General features: G+C 70.9%; 14 protein-coding genes and 1 riboswitch. Of the genes, 10 read left to right on the forward strand and 4 right to left on the reverse strand.

The features are described 5' to 3' along the window. The first annotated feature begins 92 nt into the window (after window positions 1–92). Window positions 93–1,559: an extracellular catalytic domain type 1 short-chain-length polyhydroxyalkanoate depolymerase gene (locus tag ABTZ94_RS12930; protein ID WP_351200414.1), complete on the forward strand. Its 1,467-nt coding sequence runs from the start codon at window positions 93–95 to the stop codon at window positions 1,557–1,559. Between the two features lie 104 nt (window positions 1,560–1,663). Here the strand turns inward: ABTZ94_RS12930 and ABTZ94_RS12935 are convergent, their stop codons facing one another. From ABTZ94_RS12935 to ABTZ94_RS12945, 3 genes are all read right to left on the reverse strand, one after another. Continuing rightward, window positions 1,664–2,548, reverse strand: coding sequence for an aldo/keto reductase (locus ABTZ94_RS12935; protein WP_351200416.1), 885 nt, complete (start codon window positions 2,546–2,548; stop codon window positions 1,664–1,666). Window positions 2,549–2,720: 172 nt separating this feature from the next. Beyond that, window positions 2,721–2,954 (reverse strand): ferredoxin, encoded by a 234-nt coding sequence (locus tag ABTZ94_RS12940; protein WP_351200418.1) that lies wholly within the window; start codon window positions 2,952–2,954, stop codon window positions 2,721–2,723. After that, a complete protein-coding gene (locus ABTZ94_RS12945) occupies window positions 2,954–4,417 on the reverse strand; it encodes an aldehyde dehydrogenase (protein WP_351200420.1) in 1,464 nt (487 codons plus the stop codon). Before ABTZ94_RS12945 ends, ABTZ94_RS12940 begins: the two co-directional genes overlap by 1 nt. A 286-nt stretch (window positions 4,418–4,703) precedes the next feature. On the opposite strand from ABTZ94_RS12945, the gene ABTZ94_RS12950 reads away from it, so the two are divergent. The 7 genes from ABTZ94_RS12950 to ABTZ94_RS12980 all read left to right on the forward strand — a co-directional run bounded on the left by ABTZ94_RS12950 (window position 4,704) and on the right by ABTZ94_RS12980 (window position 12,691). Next, the gene (locus tag ABTZ94_RS12950) at window positions 4,704–5,783 is read left to right on the forward strand and encodes a Strvi_7410 family MBL fold metallo-hydrolase (protein ID WP_351200422.1); all 1,080 of its coding nucleotides are present in this window, start codon (window positions 4,704–4,706) and stop codon (window positions 5,781–5,783) included. 110 nt (window positions 5,784–5,893) lie between these two features. After that, window positions 5,894–5,967: riboswitch (cobalamin riboswitch) on the forward strand. 127 nt (window positions 5,968–6,094) lie between these two features. Then, on the forward strand, window positions 6,095–7,369 hold the full coding sequence (locus tag ABTZ94_RS12955) for an SCO2321 family membrane protein (protein WP_351200424.1): 1,275 nt from the start codon (window positions 6,095–6,097) through the stop codon (window positions 7,367–7,369). Continuing rightward, on the forward strand, window positions 7,366–8,049 hold the full coding sequence (locus tag ABTZ94_RS12960; RefSeq protein ID WP_351200426.1) for an SCO2322 family protein: 684 nt from the start codon (window positions 7,366–7,368) through the stop codon (window positions 8,047–8,049). The genes ABTZ94_RS12955 and ABTZ94_RS12960 overlap by 4 nt, the downstream gene beginning before the upstream one ends. Continuing rightward, window positions 8,046–9,200: an energy-coupling factor transporter transmembrane protein EcfT gene (locus ABTZ94_RS12965; protein WP_351200428.1), complete on the forward strand. Its 1,155-nt coding sequence runs from the start codon at window positions 8,046–8,048 to the stop codon at window positions 9,198–9,200. Before ABTZ94_RS12960 ends, ABTZ94_RS12965 begins: the two co-directional genes overlap by 4 nt. Beyond that, window positions 9,197–10,915, forward strand: a complete 1,719-nt coding sequence (locus ABTZ94_RS12970; RefSeq protein WP_351200430.1) for an ABC transporter ATP-binding protein — start codon at window positions 9,197–9,199, stop codon at window positions 10,913–10,915. Before ABTZ94_RS12965 ends, ABTZ94_RS12970 begins: the two co-directional genes overlap by 4 nt. Next, window positions 10,912–11,730 (forward strand): ECF transporter S component, encoded by an 819-nt coding sequence (locus ABTZ94_RS12975; RefSeq protein WP_351200432.1) that lies wholly within the window; start codon window positions 10,912–10,914, stop codon window positions 11,728–11,730. Before ABTZ94_RS12970 ends, ABTZ94_RS12975 begins: the two co-directional genes overlap by 4 nt. A gap of 334 nt (window positions 11,731–12,064) precedes the next feature. Beyond that, window positions 12,065–12,691, forward strand: coding sequence for a hypothetical protein (locus ABTZ94_RS12980; RefSeq protein WP_351200434.1), 627 nt, complete (start codon window positions 12,065–12,067; stop codon window positions 12,689–12,691). Between the two features lie 350 nt (window positions 12,692–13,041). Here the strand turns inward: ABTZ94_RS12980 and ABTZ94_RS12985 are convergent, their stop codons facing one another. Continuing rightward, on the reverse strand, window positions 13,042–14,211 hold the full coding sequence (locus ABTZ94_RS12985) for a steroid 3-ketoacyl-CoA thiolase (protein ID WP_351200436.1): 1,170 nt from the start codon (window positions 14,209–14,211) through the stop codon (window positions 13,042–13,044). Window positions 14,212–14,550: 339 nt separating this feature from the next. Between ABTZ94_RS12985 and ABTZ94_RS12990 the strand changes: the two genes are divergently transcribed. Continuing rightward, on the forward strand, window positions 14,551–15,837 hold the full coding sequence (locus ABTZ94_RS12990) for a cytochrome P450 (protein ID WP_351200438.1): 1,287 nt from the start codon (window positions 14,551–14,553) through the stop codon (window positions 15,835–15,837). Window positions 15,838–15,970: 133 nt separating this feature from the next. Beyond that, a complete protein-coding gene (locus tag ABTZ94_RS12995; protein WP_351200440.1) occupies window positions 15,971–16,951 on the forward strand; it encodes an AEC family transporter in 981 nt (326 codons plus the stop codon). Window positions 16,952–17,010 lie beyond the last annotated feature (59 nt).

The raw sequence follows: 17,010 nt of genomic DNA on the forward strand, positions 1-17,010 counted from the left end.
CGGGAGAGCCCGCCTCATAGCGTCCGCCCCGCACTCGTCCGAAACGCACACACCCCCGCACCGTCCGAACATTTCCGTACAAGGAGGCACCCGTGCGCCCATCGATCCTGCGACGCCTGCTCCGGCGCGTCGCTTCCACGGCCGCTCTCGCCCTCGTCGCGGCGACGCTGAGCACCGTGGGGGCCGCCCCGCCGGCCGCTGCCGCCGGAGGGTTGCAGCAGGTCACCGGTTTCGGCTCGAACCCCGGCAATCTGCAGATGTACGAGTACGCCCCCGCAGGTCTGCCCGCGAACGCGCCGCTGGTGATCGCCCTGCACGGTTGTACGCAGACAGCCAACGACTACTACACGAACTCGGGCTGGCCGAAGTACGCCGATCTGTGGGGCTTCGCGGTGGTCTTCCCTCAGACCACGTCCGCCAACAACGCGCTGTCCTGCTTCGGCTGGTTCGACCCGGCGAAGGACACCAGGGGCAAGGGCGAGGCCGCCTCGATCGTGCAGATGGTGGAGCACGCGAAGCAGAGTCACGGCTCGGACGCCCGCCGGGTGTACGTCACCGGGCTCTCGGCGGGCGGCGGCATGACCGCCGATCTGCTGGCCGCTTACCCGGACGTGTTCGCGGGCGGCTCCGTGGCCTCGGGCCTGCCCGCCCAGTGCGCGACGAGCCAGGCGGCCGCGTCCGGCTGCCAGACGGGCCCGCAGAAGCTGACGCCCGCGCAGTGGGGCGACAAGGTACGCGGCTCCTACCCGGGCTACTCGGGCCCCTGGCCCCGCGTGGCGATCTGGCAGGGCACGTCCGACTACACGGTGTACCCCGCCAACGCCACGGCCCTGCGCGACCAATGGACGGATGTCTGGGGCATCGGCCAGACCCCGTCGTCCACGGACACCCTCCCCGGCAACACAACACGCAGCACGTACAACGACGCCTCCGGGAAGCCCGCTGTCCAGACGTACTCGGTCTCCGGCATGGGCCACGGCCTGGCGGTGAACCCCGGCTCGGGCACCGAACAGTGCGGGAGCACGGCGGCATACTTCCTGAACACCATCTGCTCGACGTACTTCACGGGCGTCTTCTGGGGCCTGGACCAGGGCGCACCCGGCGGCGGCCAACTCCCCGCCCCGTCCGGCCTGCAGGTCACAGGCGTGACGGCGAACAGTGCTTCACTGTCCTGGAACGCGGTCCCGGAAGCAGCCTCGTACGCGGTCTACCGCAACGGCACGAAGGTCGCCTCCCCCACCGCCACGACGTACACGGACACGGGCCTCAAAGCCGGTACCGCCTACCGGTACGCGGTGGCGGCGGTCGACGGATCGGGGACGTCCGGCACCACTTCGCCGCAGGTGACGGCGACCACGACCGGCTCCGTACCCGCGCAGTGCTTCACAGCGACCAACTACGCACATGTGACCGCCAGAAGGGCGCACACCACGGGCGGCTATGTGTATGCCAACGGCTCGAACGAGAAGATGGGCCTGTACAACGTCTTCGTCACGCACACGCTGAAGGAGTCACCGGCGGGATACTTCGTGCTCGCGGACAGCGGGTGCACGACCTGAGCGGCGCCCGGTCCGCAGCCGGGCGGCGCCCCGCTTTCACGGATGAAGGCCGCATTGCCCGAGATCCACGGCGCCTGGCATTCGGCTTGCCGTTGTGTCGGTGTTCAGCGCCCTTCCCGGGGCATCCCCCGGGCGGCGTCGAGTTCGGCGAACTCCGCTTCGGTGAGCGTCAGGTCGGCCGCTGCCGCCGAGTCACGAATGGTGGCCGGCCGGGACGACCCCGGGATCGGGACGACGACCGGAGACTTGGCCAGCTCCCAGGCCAGGCACACTTGCTGCGGGCTGACCCCGCGTTCCTCGGCGATCCGGGCGAACGCGGCGTGTGATGAACCCAGGCTGCCCGCCCGGGAGATGCCGCCCAGCGGGCAGTAGGGCAGGAAGGCGATCCCCAGCTCGGCGCACAGGCGCAGCTGCGGCTCGCTGTCACGGGTGTCCGGCGAGAAGTTGTTCTGTACGGACACCAGCCGCTCGCCGAGGATGCCGTGGGCCTCGCGCAGCTGGTCGGAGTCCACATTCGAGATGCCGACCGCGCGGATCTTGCCCGCGTCGTACAGATCTCGCATCGCGCCCACCGATTCGGCGTAGGGCACCTTCGGGTCCGGCACGTGCAGCTGGTAGAGCCCGAGGGTGTCGACACCCAATCGCTTCAGCGAGCCCTCGCATGCCTCCCGCAGGGTCGCGGGATCCCCGTTGTAGGACCATGCTCCGTCGGCTTCGCGGGCCGCCCCGCCCTTCGTGCCGACCAGCACCTCGGAGGTGTCGCCGCCGTACGCCGCGAGCGCCCGGGCGATCAGCGACTCGTTGTGACCGGTCTCGGAGGAGTTCAGGCAGTACGCCATGGCCGTGTCGATGAATGAGATCCCGGCGTCGAGCGCGGCATGGATGGTTGCGATCGCGCGCTCCTCGTCCGGCCGCCCTTCGATGGACAGTGGCATCCCACCGAGCCCGATGGCGCTGACCACGGCGCTGCCGATGCGGCGGTTGTGCATGTCTGTGCCCCCTGGGGTGACGTGATGCGACGCCCCGCGACTTTACGCCTCTGGGCTCATCTCCACCTTCGTTCCACAGATACGGCTCCCCGGCGTCCAAGGAGTGCCCGCCCCGGCCCTCGTGCTTCCGGCCTTCGGCAAGGTGTTCTTCGAGTGTCTCCCCCGGGTCGTCCTACTCCTCCGGCGGGAAGACGGCCTCCCCCGAACCGGCCAGTGTGATCGTGATCGCCTCGACCGGGCACCCCTCGGCCGCCGCGAGGACCTTCTCGTCGGCGTGGGTCTGTGGGGCTGCCGGGTGGGACTGCCGGGCGGAATCCAGCGCGAATCCGCCCGGGGCGTGGTTCACGCACATCCCGGAGCCGATGCAGACCCCGCGGTCGACCTCCACGGCCCAGCGGTCCCCCATCACGCACCGCCCTCGTATCCGGCCGGCAGGTGGATCATCTTGTGCTCGAAGTACTCGGCGTATCCCTCGGGGCCGAACTCCCGCCCCAGGCCGGAGTTCTTGTAGCCGCCGAACGGCCCGAGCATGTCCAGGCTGAAGGTGTTCACGCTGTACGTGCCCGTCCTGACCCGGCGGGCGATGTCGATGCCGCGCTCGGTGTCGGCGGTCCAGACGCTGCCGCTGAGCCCGTAGTCGGAGTCGTTGGCGATCCGTACGGCCTCGGCCTCGTCGCCGTACGGCAGGAGGCAGATGACGGGGCCGAAGATCTCCTCGCGGGCGATGCGCATGGAGTTGTCGACGTCGCCGAAGAGGGTCGGTTCGACGTACCAGCCCCGGTCCTGGGAGGCCGGACGGCCGCCGCCGGTAAGGATCTTGGCGCCCTCGTCCTGGCCGATCCGGATGTAGTCGAGCGAGCGCTGCTGCTGGCGCTGCGCGACGAGGGGGCCGAGTTCGGTGGCGGGGTCGAGCGGGTCGCCGACCTTCAGCGCACCCGCCGCGGCGGCGAACGCCTCGGCCATCTCGTCGTAGCGGGAGCGCGGAACGAGGATGCGGGTCTGGGCCACGCACGCCTGGCCGTTGATCATCCAGGCGAAGGGGACGATGCCCGCGACGGCCGCGTCCAGATCGGCGTCGGGGAGGATCACGGCGGCGGACTTCCCGCCCAGCTCCAGCGTGACCCGGGTGAGGTTGCGCGAGGCGACCTCCATCACCCGGCGTCCCGCGGCCACGGACCCGGTGAACGAGACCTTGTCGACGCCCGGATGCCCGACCAGGTACTCGCTGACCTCACGGTCGGCGGGAAGGATTGACAGCACCCCCTCCGGCAGCCCTGCCCCGGCGGCGATCTCGGCCAGGATGTAGGCGTCCAGCGGGGATTCGGGCGACACCTTGAGCACGGCGGAGCAGCCGGCCAGCAGCGCGGGCGCGAGCTTGGCGGCGGCGGTGAACTGCGGAACGTTCCACGGCACCACGGCCGCGACCACCCCGACCGGCTCCCGGCGCACCAGCAGCGGTCCGAGCGCCCCGTCCCGCCGTTCCTCGTACGGGAAGGTGCGGGCGACGGTGATCGCCGCGTCCCACACCATCATCGCGGCGAGCGCCTGCACCATCACGCTGGACGTGTACGGAGTGCCGTTCTCCGAGCTGATGACCCGGGCGATCTCCTCGTACCGGGCGGCGAACGCGTCCTTGATCCTGGTCACCACCGCGATCCGCTCGTCCAGGGTCATCCGCGGCCAGGGTCCTTCGTCGAACGCCCGCCGGGCGGCGGCGACCGCCCGGTCCACATCCCCCTCACAGGCGTGTGGCACCCGGCCGATGACCTGTTCGGTGTGCGGCGAGACGACCTCGATGACGTCCCGGCCCAGCGGATCGACCAACTCCCCGCCGATGAACAGTTTTCCGTGTTCGACAAGCTCGGTCATGGCTGCTGCCTCCCGCGAACCGGCGCGCTATCTGATTGCCTGTCAGAACTGATACCAGTTCCAGTTCCAGGAGTCCACGGATCGGACATCACCCGAGACGCCCACCCGTCCGGCCTCGCGAACATGACGACTTGGCGCGAAGCGCAGGCGAACGACGCCGCGCCGGGCCCTCGCGGCACCACCGACCCGAAACTGATAGTCGACTTGGGCTACTACTGGAACGAGTTCTCGTTACAGTGGGCGTGGCGCAGCACCGTCGCAGGCCACGGAGAGAGACGGGGAACCCATGACGCAGGTGACCGACCACGGCGGGGGCGTACACAGCATCAAGGTCCCCATCCCGGACAACCCGCTCGGTCACACCCTCGTGCATGTCCTCGACACCGATCGCGGTCCTGTCCTGATCGACACCGGCTGGGACGACCCGGAGGCCTGGGACACCCTCACCGCCGGGCTCACCGCTGTCGGAACGGAGATCGCCGACATCCATGGCGTGATCATCACCCACCACCACCCCGACCACCACGGCCTTTCCGGCCAGGTGCGCGAGGTGTCCGGGGCCTGGATCGCCATGCACGCGGCGGACACGGCGATCGTGCGCCGCACCCGCGAGTCCCGGCCGGGCACCTGGCTGACGTACCTCGCGGCGAAGCTGACGGCGGTCGGCGCGCCCGAGGAGCATCTCGCGCCACTGCGGGCCGCCGCGGCCGAGGGAGGCCGGATGCGCACCCTGCCCGGACTGCGGTCGGCACTTCCGGACCGGGAGATCGTTCCCGGTGAACTTCTCGGTCTGGCAGGCCGCAAGCTGCGGGCCATCTGGACGCCGGGGCACACGCCCGGCCATGTCTGCCTGCACCTGGAGGAGGAGCATCCGAGGAATCTGCCGGGCCGTGGCCGGCTCTTCTCCGGGGATCATCTGCTGCCGGGAATCAGTCCGCACATCGGGCTGTACGAGGACCCGGACGACGCAACCGTGACCGACCCTTCCCCAAGCGCTCAGCTGCGTTCGGGCAGGGGAGACCCCATTGGCGACTACCTCGACTCACTGGAGCGCATCGGCAGGCTCGGGGTCGCCGAAGTGCTGCCCGCCCATCAGTACGCGTTCGCGGATGCCGCGGGGCGCGTACGGGAACTCCTGGACCACCACGAGGAGCGGCTGACCGGACTGCTCGGGCTACTGGCCACACCGCTCACGCCGTGGGAGCTGGCCGAGCGGATGGAGTGGAACCGGCCGTGGGAGCAGATCCCGCACGGCTCACGGAACATCGCCGTCTCGGAGGCCGAGGCGCATCTGCGGCGGCTGGTGAAGCTGGGGTGTGCGGAGGCGGTGGCGGGGAGCGAGCCCGTGACGTACGTCGCAGTGTGACGGGGCCCCCGCCCGGGCGGGCGGGAGGGCGGGCGTCGGCGCTCCTCCCGGCCCGGAGGCCGTCCGGACCCGCCCGGTACAGTGTGCGAGTCGTCATCATGCCCGTTCAGGGGGAAGCCGGTGCGAATCCGGCACTGACCACGCAGCCGTGAACCGTCGTCGGCGACGGTGAGTCGGAATGCCCTGTCCGCGGTCGTGACCGGCTCGCACCACCGGAACCCCGGTGGTCGGCACCGTCGAGGTATACGGAGCCGGAGCCTGGTGCCTGAGCGTGCCTGTGCCCGGTTCCCCCAGGAGAGGCCCCGCTCGCCATGACCGTACGCCGCAGCGCAGCAACGCTCGCCGTCACCGCCACCGTGCTCTGTGCGGCCGCTGCCCCGGTCGCGGTCGCGGCGCCGTCCCCCTCGCCCTCGCCGTCCGCCGCACTGCCGTCCGGGCTGTACGGCACGAAGGACCCCACCTACGACGGTGTCTGGCGGCAGTCGCTGGCCTTCCTCGCCCAGCGGGTCGAGGGCGTCACGCCCGCGACGAAGTCGGTGGACTGGCTGATCGCCCAGCAGTGCGGCAACGGCGCCTACGCCGCGTACCGGGCCGATGTCTCCCAGCCGTGCACCGAGAAGACCGTGCTGGACACCAATGCCACCGCGGCCGCCGTCCAGGCGCTCGTCGAGGTGGGCGGGCACCGGGACATCGTGAACAACTCGGTCCGCTGGCTGAAGTCCGTACAGAACGAGGACGGCGGCTGGGGCTACACCGCGGGCGCGCCCAGCGATGCCAACTCCACCTCGCTGGTGATCGGCGCTCTTGCCCGGCAGGGCCAGCGGATCGCGGACATCACGACGCCGGGCGGCAAGACCCCCTACGACCCGCTGCTCGCGCTCGCGATCCCGTGCGGCAGCAAGGACGGCGGCGCCTTCGCCTACCAGCCCGACAAGGCCGGGAAGCTCACCGCCAACGCGGACGCCACCGCCGCCGCCGTGCTCGGCACGATGGGCAAGGCCCTGGCCGTCGGGAACAACGCCGCGGTCAAGGCGCCCAACTGCCACCCGGGGTCCGGTCTCACGCCCGAGCAGACCGCACAGAACGGCGCCCACTTCCTCGCGGGCACCCTCGCGACCAGCGGTCATCTCAACCTGGCGCCGATGCCCGGCGCCGCCGACTCCACCCCGCAGCCCGACTTCGGCAACACCGCGGACGCGGTCGTCGCGCTGTCCGCCGCGGGCCACCAGGACAAGGCGGCCAAGGCCGTGGCCTGGCTGAAGAAGAACTCCGCGGCCTGGGCCGCGCAGAACGGTCCCGCCGCCTACGCGCAGCTGGTCCTGGCCGCGCATGCGACCGGCGCCGACGCCCGCGACTTCGGCGGCGTCGACCTGGTCGACAAGCTGAACACGACCGGTCCCGCCCCCGCGGCCATCACGACGCCCGACCCGTCCGCCGACACCGGGTACGTGCCCACGGAGAAGGACCAGGTCCACAGCGGGGACGACGTGATCGGCGGCGTGTGGTGGTTCGTCGGCATCGGCCTCGTCGTCGGTGCGGGCGCCGGCTTCCTGATCAGCGGCCGCCGGAAGAACCAGCAGCTGTGAGGCGGGCGGGAAGGGCCGCCGCTCTCCTGGTGGTCCTGGGCGCCGTACTGGCCGTGCTCGGCACGGGGACGGCTCAGGCGGCCGGGTACCGGTACTGGTCGTTCTGGGAGGGCTCCGGCACCGACTGGACGTACGCCACCCAGGGCCCGTCCCTGGTCCGGCCGGACGACGGCGCGGTGCAGGGCTTCCGGTTCTCGGTGAGCGAGGACTCCCAGGACTCGGCGAAGCCGCGCCGCTCCCCCGGCTTCACGGAGATCTGCGCGGACACCCCGGCCAAGGACGGCACCAAGCGGGTCGCGCTGGTCATCGACCCGGGCACGGCGGCGGACGCCCCGGCCGGGGAGACACCGCCCGCGCTGCGCACCGTGTGCGCGCGGGTCGCCGCGGACGCGAGCACCGCGGAGGCTCTCGCCTCGGTGGCCAAGCCGCTGCGCTACAGCAGCGACGCGCTGCTCTGTGCCATATCCGGCTATCCGGGCTCGGGCTGCGGCGAACAGGTCTCGGGCAACGGACACGAGACGCCTGCCGCGTCCGCGGCCTCCGATGCCGCCACCTCCGACGCCGCCACCGGCTCGGGCGGCTCCGGTGGCGGTCCGTCCGCCGGGGTGCTCGTCGGTGTCGGCGCCGTTCTCCTCCTCGGCATAGCCGCAGTCGTGCAGGCCCGCCGCCGCCGCGGATGACCGCCTCGACCAGCGGCCCGGTCCGGCTGCGCCGCCCGCCGCGCGCCCCCGAGGCGACCCGGAGCAACGCGCTGCCCGCCGGGGCCTGGTGGCTGTGGGCGCTCGGCCTCGCCACCGCCGCGTCCCGGACCACCAATCCGCTGCTGCTCGGGCTGCTCGTGGGGGTGGCGGGCTATGTGGTCGCGGCGCGCCGGACAGATGCGCCGTGGGCCCGCTCGTACGGGACGTTCATCAAGATCGGGCTGTTCGTCGTCGGTGTGCGGCTGGTCTTCTCCATCTTTCTCGGTTCGCCGATCCCCGGTACGCATCCGGTGTTCACGCTCCCCGAAGTGCCGCTGCCCGACTGGGCGAAGGGCGTCAGGATCGGTGGCCGGGTCACCGCCGAGCAGCTGCTCTTCGCGCTGTACGAAGGGGCGAAGCTGGCCGCCCTGCTGATCTGCGTCGGTGCGGCGAACTCGCTCGCCAACCCGGCCCGGCTGCTGAAGTCGCTGCCGGGTGCGCTGTACGAGGCGGGGGTCGCCGTCGTCGTCGCGATGACGTTCGCGCCGAACATGGTCGCCGATGTGGCGCGGCTGCGCACCGCACGGCGACTGCGGGGCCGTCCGACCGGCGGCATCAAGGCGGTGCTCCAGATCGGACTGCCGGTCCTGGAGGGCGCGTTGGAACGGTCGGTCGCGGTGGCGGCGTCGATGGACGCGCGCGGATACGGGCGCACCGCGCAGGTCCCGCCCGCTGTCCGGCACACCACGAACGTCCTCACGCTCGGCGGGCTGCTCGGAGTGTGCGCGGGTACCTACGGCCTGCTGGCCGCGCAGGGTGCGGTGTACGGACTGCCGCTGCTGATCGCCGGACTCGTCGCCGCGATGGCCGGGCTGCGGCTCGGCGGGGCCCGCTCGGTCCGTACCCGCTACCGGCCCGACCGGTGGGGTGCGCGGGCCTGGCTGGTGGCGGGTTCGGGAATCGTCGTGGCCGTGGCGATGATCTGGGCGGGCGGTGTCGACGCGGAGGCGCTGCGCCCCGGAGTCGTACCGCTGACCGCGCCGGTGCTTCCGCTGTGGCCCGCGGCCGGGGTGCTGATCGGGCTGCTGCCCGCGGTGGTGGCGCCCGTGCCGCCCCCGGTGGGTGCCCCGAACTCCAAGGAGAGCCAGTGATCCGGTTCGAGCATGTCTCGGTGCAGTACGAGGGGACGGAGCGCCCCACCCTCTGTGGGGTCGATCTGACCATCCCCGAGGGCGAGTTGGTGCTGCTCGTCGGCCCGTCCGGGGTCGGCAAGTCGACGCTGCTGGGCGCCGTTTCCGGTCTCGTACCGCACTTCACCGGCGGCACGCTGAGCGGCCGGGTCACGGTCGACGGGCGCGACACCCGTACCCACAAACCACGCGAACTCGCCGATCTGGTCGGCACGGTGGGCCAGGACCCGCTGTCCCACTTCGTCACCGACACGGTCGAGGACGAGCTGGCGTACGGGATGGAGTCACTGGGCCTCGCCCCCGATGTGATGCGGCGGCGGGTCGAGGAGACCCTCGATCTGCTGGGTCTGGCCGGGCTGCGCGACCGGCCGATCGCCACGCTCTCCGGCGGCCAGCAGCAGCGGGTCGCGATCGGCTCGGTCCTCACCCCGCACCCGAAGGTCCTGGTCCTCGACGAGCCGACGTCCGCGCTGGACCCGGCCGCGGCCGAGGAGGTCCTCGCCGTGCTCCAGCGACTGGTGCACGACCTGGGCACGACGGTCCTGATGGCGGAGCACCGGCTCGAAAGGGTGGTGCAGTACGCGGACCAGGTCGTCCTGCTGCCGTCGCCGGGCGCCGCTGCGGTCATGGGCGCGCCCGCGGACATCATGGCCGTCTCCCCGGTCCATCCGCCGGTCGTCGCACTGGGCCGGCTGGCGGGGTGGGAGCCGCTGCCGCTCTCGGTCCGCGATGCCCGGCGCCGGGCGGCGGACCTGCGCGAGCGGCTGGCGCAGGCACAGCCGCCCGCTCCGTCGCCCGGGCCGGCCGGGGCGGCCGTGGCCCCGCTGCGCACCGCCCCCGCGCGGCGCGGCGCCCTCGCCCGGCTGCTGGGCCGCGGCGCCCGGACGACCGCCGCCGCTCCCGAGCCCGTCGTCGATGCCACCGCCCGGGTCGAGCGTCTCGGCGTACGGCGCGGACGCGTCGAGGCGCTGCGCCGGGTGACGCTCACCGTCGCCCCGGGCGAGACCGTCGCTCTGATGGGCCGCAACGGGGCAGGCAAATCCACCCTGCTGGCCACGCTCGTCGGCATGATCGAACCCACCACGGGCACCGTCCTCGTCGGCGGCAGGACACCGCACCGCACCCAGCCGCGCGAGATGGTGCGCCGGGCCGGGCTCGTGCCACAGGAACCACGCGATCTGCTGTACGCGGACACGGTCGCCGCCGAGTGCGCCGCGGCCGACGCCGATGCGGGTGCCGCAGCGGGCAGCTGCCGGGCCCTGGTCTCCGAGCTGCTGCCCGGCGTGCCGGACGACACCCACCCCCGTGATCTCTCGGAGGGCCAGCGTCTGGCGCTCGCCCTGGCCGTCGTGCTCACCGCGAGGCCCCCGCTGCTGCTCCTGGACGAGCCGACCCGCGGCCTGGACTACGCGGCGAAGGCCCGGCTGGTCGGGGTGCTCCGCGGTCTCGCGGCCGAGGGCCATGCGATCGTCCTGGCCACGCACGATGTGGAACTCGCCGCCGAGCTGGCACACCGGGTGGTGATTCTCGCCGACGGGGAGACCGTCGCGGACGGGGAGACCCGCCAGGTGGTGGTCTCCTCCCCGGCGTTCGCCCCGCAGACCGCGAAGATCCTCGCCCCGCAGGAGTGGCTGACCGTGACACAGGTGCGCGGTGCGCTGGAGTCCGGGTCATGAGCGGGCGCGGAGGCAGACCGATACGTCTCGGACCGCGCGCGATCGCCGCGCTCGTCCTCATCAGTGCGATCGGTGTGGTCGCGTTCGGCTGGCCGCTGCTGGCCGGTGCGGACTCCGGTCTGGCGCACTCCCAGGACGCGCCGTGGCTGTTCGCCGCGCTGCTGCCACTGCTGGTCGGCGTGGTCGTCGCGATGATCGCGGACTCCGGCCTCGACGCGAAGGCGGTGGCGATGCTGGGGGTGCTGGCCGCGGTCGGCGCCGCGCTGCGTCCGCTGGGCGCGGGCACGGCGGGGCTGGAACCGATGTTCTTCCTGATGGTGCTGAGCGGCCGGGTGCTCGGGCCCGGCTTCGGCTTCGTGCTCGGCTCGGTGACGATGTTCGCGTCCGCGCTGCTCACCGGTGGAGTCGGTCCGTGGATGCCGTTCCAGATGCTGTCGATGGGCTGGTTCACGATGGGCGCGGGCCTGCTGCCGGGACCGGACCGGCTGCGCGGGCGCGCGGAGCTGTTGATGCTCGCGGTGTACGGGTTCCTGGCGGCGTTCGCGTACGGCACGGTGATGAACCTGTACGGCTGGACGACCGTGCTCGGGCTCGGCTCGGGGATCTCCTTCCAGCCGGGTGACCCGCTGCCGGAGAACCTGGTTCGCTTCCTTGCGTACTGCACGGCCACATCGCTCGGCTGGGACCTGGGCCGCGCCGCGCTGACCGTGGTACTGACCCTCACCATCGGCGCGACGCTGCTGAAGGCGCTGCGCCGGGCCACCCGCCGCGCCGCCTTCGAGGCCCAGGTCACATTCGACACTCCCGGCGAGTGAGGACTCCCGCAGGGCCTTTGGTCCTCCACAACCCGGGGCAGTAGCTGCCCCTGTCCCGGACGAGCCGCTCCATTGCATCCCCTGAGCTGGGGTGTCGCAACGACCACTGGGGCCGGTCGGGGCTTTCGACACGCCCCGACACGGGTCAACACTTGATAAAGCTTCAACTTCATATAACTTGGCCAGCCTAATAAAGCGTTGGTCCATCTAGGCGCATTTTGCTCGGGTGTCCGTTCCCGTCAGCCGCCGGAGCGTTGTCACGTACGTGGAACCTCGAGAATTCTGGGATCGGAACACCGTACTGGCGGAAGCATTCTGCGCCAGCGACGAACGCATGCGACTGGCGCAGGCGTTACTGGACGAGGCGCAGGCGGAGCGGAGCAGGACGCTTGCGGCTTTCGCCGTCACAGTCGGCGACGACGGCTCGATCGCAGACATGATGGGCCTCAACGAACGCGAAGTGCGATTGGCGCGACGCACGGTGGGCCGCGGTGACGCCCGGTCCCTTGCCGGGGAGCTTCTGAGCCAAACCTCGCAAGCGGCGAGGGAAGCTGTGGCCGCCCCTCCTTCCGCACCCGAGATCGCCGTGCCGAATCCGCGCGAAGAGGTGATCGTGCCGCCACTGGACACGCCACCGCCCGCCCCGCCGCCGACCCCGCCCACTCTTCCTGTGCCGTCCGTCGAGGTGGAGAACACGGTCGTCTGGTCGCCCAGCATGGACTCCGTGCTGCTGTGGAGCTGGGAGTCCGGCCTCGATGTACAGACGGTCGCCGCCGAACTCGGTCTGGATGTACGGGCCCTGCTGATGCGCGTGCAGGAGCTCGCCAACGACGGACTGCTCACGCTCGCGACCCCGGTCGCCGAGGTGAGCCGGTCCGGGCGGCACCGCCGCCAGCACGAGGAGGGGTACGCCACACTGTTCGGACCCACCACCACCTTCCCCACCCACGTGCGGTACTGACCGGGCGCACCCGCCCGTCGCCCCGGCGGCGTGGACCCGGCCGGGAGACCGGTCGGCTCCGCCCCCGGGGGCGCCCGGTTCAGTGCCGCGCGGCGACCGTGTCGAACCAGCGCCGACGCTATACAGCGGAGCGCGGCGCCAGTACCGGCGTGGGCCCCCGGCCGGGGGACTTCCTCCACAGCGCCTCGTTAGACCGACCGGCACATGGGGGGTGGGAGAAGGAGCGGGACTGGGTGCGTGCAGCTGCAAGGCGGAGGATTGAGCCAACGCGGAGCGTTGGTGATTGACGACAAACGCGGCAGATGCGCGTACCCAGCCCCGCGACGCCGCCCCCCATGTGCCGGTCGGTCTTACAGCCGCTGGATGATCGTGCCTGTCGCCAGCGCGCCGCCCGCGCACATCGTGATCAGTGCGAACTCCTTGTCACGACGCTCTAGTTCATGCAATGCAGTGGTGATCAGCCGGGCCCCGGTGGCGCCCACCGGGTGGCCGAGCGCGATGGCTCCGCCGTTGACGTTGACCTTTTCGAGGTCCTGCTCGAAGACCTGGGCCCAGCTCAACACCACGGAGGCGAAGGCCTCGTTGATCTCGACGATGTCGATGTCCTTGAGCGACATACCGGCCTTGCCGAGCACCGCGCGGGTCGCGTCGATCGGTCCGTCGAGGTGGAAGTGCGGGTCGGCGCCGACCAGCGCCTGCGCGACGATCCGGGCGCGCGGCTTGAGTTTGAGCGCGCGCGCCATCCGCTTGGACGCCCACATGATCGCGCAGGCGCCGTCGGATATCTGCGAGGAGTTGCCCGCGGTGTGGATCGCGGTGGGCATGACGGGCTTGAGCCGGCCGAGCCCCTCCATCGTGGTGTCCCGTAACCCTTCGTCCCGGTCGACCAGACGCCACATGCCCTGCCCGGCCGCCTGCTCCTCCTCGGTGGTCGGCACCTGGACCGCGTACGTCTCCCGTTTGAACCGTTCCTCGGCCCAGGCGACGGCGGCCCGCTCCTGCGAGATCAGCCCGAGCGAGTCGACGTTCTCCCGGGTCAGTCCGCGATTGCGGGCGATGCGCTCGGCGGCCTCGAACTGGTTGGGCAGGTCGACGTTCCACTCGTCGGGCCAGGGCTTGCCCGGTCCATGCTTGGAGCCGCTGCCCAGCGGCACCCGCGACATGGCCTCGACGCCACAGCTGATGCCGACGTCGATCACTCCGGCCGCGACCATGTTGGCCACCATGTGGGAGGCCTGCTGAGAGGAGCCGCACTGACAGTCCACGGTAGTGGCGGCGGTCTCGTACGGAAGGCCCACGGTGAGCCAGGCGTTGCGGGCCGGATTCATGGACTGTTCGCCGGCGTGGGTGACCGTGCCGCCGACGATCTGTTCGACGCAGTCGGCGTGAATGCCGGTGCGGCCAAGAAGTTCTCGGTAGGTCTCGCCCAGCAGATAGGCGGGATGCAGATTGGCGAGCGCGCCTTGGCGCTTGCCGATGGGGGTCCGTACGGCTTCGACGATGACGGGTTCTGCGGCCATGAGCTGGTCCTCTCCTCGCACTTCCGCAGGGGCGTCCCGGCGCCCGCGGAGGGGGAACCAGTGCCCCTCCCGGCAAGCTTTGCCCCGTGGGGCAGACATCGCCGTTCACGGCACTAGTACGTGTTCTAGTTCTGCAAGCAGTCTTATGAGGCTTACCCCCGGTACGCAAGGGTCTTGCACGCACCTTGCGCCCGCTTCACGCCTGCCTCACCCACTCTTCACGCAACAAATCGGACCACCCCTCTTGCCAGTTGTAGAACTCGTTACTACCTTTCGGGCAACTTCTGATGGGTCGTCAGACATCGTTCGGGCGACTCTCGGCCCGACCTGGAGTTGCCGATGCCCTGCCCCCATCTGCCCGAAGGGTTCGACTTCACCGACCCCGATCTGCTCCAAGACCGCATTCCGCACCCGGAGTTCGCACAGATGCGGCAGACCGCACCGGTCTGGTGGTGCACCCAGCCGGCCGGTATCTCCGGTTTCGACGACGAGGGCTACTGGGTCGTCACCCGGCACGCGGACGTCAAGTACGTCTCCACCCATCCCGAGCTGTTCTCCTCCAACACCAACACCGCGGTCATCCGGTTCAACGAGTCGATCAGCCGCGACCAGATCGAGGTCCAGAAGCTGATCATGCTGAATATGGACCCGCCCGAGCACACCCGGGTCCGCCAGATCGTCCAGCGGGGCTTCACACCCCGGGCGATACGCTCCCTGGAGCAGGCCCTTCGCAGCCGCGCCCGCTCGATCGTCGAGACGGCTCTCGCCACCGCCGACGACGACGGTTCGTTCGACTTCGTCACCAACATCGCCGTCGAACTGCCGCTCCAGGCCATCGCGGAACTCATCGGCGTACCGCAGGAGGACCGGTCCAGGATCTTCGACTGGTCCAACAAGATGGCCGCGTACGACGATCCCGAGTACGCGATCACCGAGGAGGTCGGCACCGAGGCGGCCATGGAGATCGTCTCGTACTCGATGAATCTGGCGGCCGCCCGCAAGGAGTGCCCGGCCAAGGACATCGTCTCCCAGCTGGTCGCCGCAGAAGGCGAAGGGAACCTCTCCGCCGACGAGTTCGGCTTCTTCGTGATCCTGCTCGCCGTCGCCGGGAACGAGACCACCCGTAACGCCATCAGCCACGGCATGCACGCCTTCCTCACCCACCCCGATCAGTGGGAGCTCTACAAGCGCGAGCGGCCGGAGACGACCGCTGAGGAGATCGTCCGCTGGGCCACCCCTGTGGTCTCCTTCCAGCGGACCGCCACCCAGGACGTCGAACTGGGCGGGCAGCAGATCAAGAAGGGCGACAGGGTCGGGCTGTTCTACTCCTCGGCCAATAACGACCCCGAGGTCTTCGAGAACCCGGAGACCTTCGACATCTCCCGGGATCCCAACCCCCACCTCGGTTTCGGCGGCGGCGGTCCGCACTTCTGCCTCGGCAAGTCCCTTGCCGTGATGGAGATCAACCTGATCTTCAACGCGATCGCGGATGTGCTGCCGGACCTGCGGCCGGTCGGCGACCCGCGGCGGCTGCGCTCGGCATGGCTCAACGGGATCAAGCAGCTTCAGGTCAGCACCGCCGCAAGCACCACGAGCGCCGCGGGCGTCGGTACCGCCGGGAGCTGACCGCTTCCGGCAGCTTCGGACGGCGGGGGCCTCCCCCTCACGCCCCGGCCCCCTCCGTCCGTACCGGCAAAGCCGCCACCCCCGCCCGAACCCCGCGCGGGACACGAACAACAGCGCGAGGATCATGGCGGGCATGCACGCCCTGCTCTCCGCCTTCGCCCCCATCTGGACGCTCACAGCCATCGGTTACGCGGTCGGCCGCAGCGGTCTCCTCGGCGAACAGGCGGAAGCCGTGCTCGGCAGGTTCGTCTTCCATGTGGCCATGCCCGCCGCCCTGTTCACCATGGTTTCCGGAGCCCGGCCGGCCGCCTTCGCCAACTCCTCGATGGTGGCCTTCGCGGCGGGTACGGCGCTGGTCTGCGGTCTCGGCTTCGTGGCGGCCGGCCGGCTCTTCGGCCGCGGCACGGCCGACCGGGCGATCGGCGGCATGGCGTCCGGCTACGTCAACTCCTCGAATCTCGGTATTCCGGTGGCCGTCCAGGTGCTCGGCGACGCGTCGTTCGTCGCCCAGATCATCCTGTTCCAGGTGCTGTTGGTCTCCCCGGTGATCCTGACGCTGCTGGACGCGGGCACGGGGACGGGCTCCGGAAAGGGCATCGTGGTCCGGCGGATGCTGACCATGCCGGTCCGCAACCCCATCATCATGGCCTCGTTGCTGGGTGTCGTGGTCTCCGCACTCGGAGTGCGGCTGCCGCACATCCTCGACCACTCCTGCGACCTGCTCGGCGCCGCCGCCGTGCCGACGGCCCTGATCACGCTGGGTCTGTCCCTGAACGGCCGCCCGGCGGCCGACGGTCCGGCGGAGCACGCGGAGCCTGCCGGGCCCATGGTGCGTACGAAGCGCGCGGAGGTCGTTGTGGCGGTCGCCCTCAAGACGTTGGTCCAGCCCCTGATCGCCTTCGCCGTAGGCGGCCCGCTGCTCCATCTGCCGGACCACCAGTTGCTGGCCGTCGTGCTCTGTTCCGCGCTGCCGACCGCTCAGAACGCCTTCATCTACGCCCAGCAGTACGGCCTGGACACTCGTGTGGCCCGCAACTCCGTGGTGGCCTCGACGGTGGTGTCCATGGCCATGCTGTCCTTCACCACCTGGGCTCTTGGGGCGACCGGCCCCTGAGCCGTTCGAGTGGCGGACCGGGGCCGATGGGCGGATGCTGATCGGGCGGCGATCCACGC

Origin of the sequence: Streptomyces sp. NPDC002785, from assembly GCF_040295565.1 — a bacterium.
Taxonomy (GTDB): domain Bacteria; phylum Actinomycetota; class Actinomycetes; order Streptomycetales; family Streptomycetaceae; genus Streptomyces.